This is a genomic window from Cellulomonas sp. P4_A2 (assembly GCF_056402515.1).
In genome coordinates this window covers 1-445 of record NZ_JBFUHG010000118.1, presented here as the reverse complement: position 1 = coordinate 445, position 445 = coordinate 1, and the positions used below count along the sequence as shown (strand labels likewise).

At 72.4% G+C, this 445-nt stretch carries 1 protein-coding gene; it reads right to left on the bottom strand.

Annotated elements, in window-relative coordinates; all coding sequences use genetic code 11:
- The coding region (locus AC1DUE_RS20365) for an EamA family transporter (protein ID WP_477041219.1) at positions 1–396 on the bottom strand (396 nt) is incomplete at its 3' end.
- Positions 397–445 lie beyond the last annotated feature (49 nt).

Here is a 445-nt window from a genome sequence, read left to right as displayed (position 1 = left end):
GGCCAGCACGATGCCCGCGATCGCGACGCCGACCCCGGCGAACTGCAGCAACCCGGGCCGCTCGCCGATGACCAGTCCGACACTCACCGGCACCGCGACGCCCAGCGAGCCGAGTGGCGAGACGACCCCCATGGGGCCGAGCGCCAGCGCCTTGTAGAAGCTCAGCATGGCCACCGGGCCGACGGCACCGGCGGCCACGGCGAACCAGAGCTGACCGCCGGCCTCGCTCCAGGCGCCGGTGGCGACCACGATGATGCCCAGCACGACCGCCGCGACGGTCTGTGAGGCGACGACCACGGTGAGCGCGGGCGTACGCCGGGTGAGCAGCCCGCCGCCGAAGTCGGCCAGCCCCCACAGCAGGCTGGTGGCCAGGGCGAACAGTGCTGTCATCGGCATGCCTCGCAGTACAGTGCGGTGAACGGTTGGGTGCACCACACCGTAGTGC